Source organism: Salmonella sp. SAL4457 (genome assembly GCF_046548235.1).
GTDB classification, from domain to species: Bacteria; Pseudomonadota; Gammaproteobacteria; order Enterobacterales; family Enterobacteriaceae; genus Salmonella; species Salmonella enterica.
This window is the reverse complement of the sequence record NZ_JBGDZO010001025.1, coordinates 1-249: the sequence shown is the minus strand read 5'-3', so window position 1 is coordinate 249 and position 249 is coordinate 1. Positions and strand designations below refer to the sequence as shown.

The 249-nt window shown below is 49.0% G+C and carries 1 protein-coding gene; it reads left to right on the top strand.

Features of this window, described 5'->3' with window-relative positions; translation table 11 throughout:
- Window positions 1-249 (top strand): hypothetical protein (locus ACLJNW_RS27285; RefSeq protein WP_410961681.1); only part of this gene is annotated, 249 nt, incomplete at both ends.

Below are 249 nucleotides of genomic sequence, written 5' to 3'. Positions count from 1 at the left end.
CTCAATGCTAGCCCAAACCATACCCAGAACTGCCAAAATAGTCCAAGATGGAAAAGCTGTATGGCTCCTGGGAGCATGGATTGGCAATAATACCAACCCTGAAGGCCCATGGTCAACCATCCTGATGACTGTCCAGAATAAGCTCAACATATGGGCATGGAGACACCCAACACTCTATGGATGCAAACTGGCCATCTCTCTAGAAGCAGGTGCAAGAACACAGTTCCTCACCAAGGCACAGATGATGCC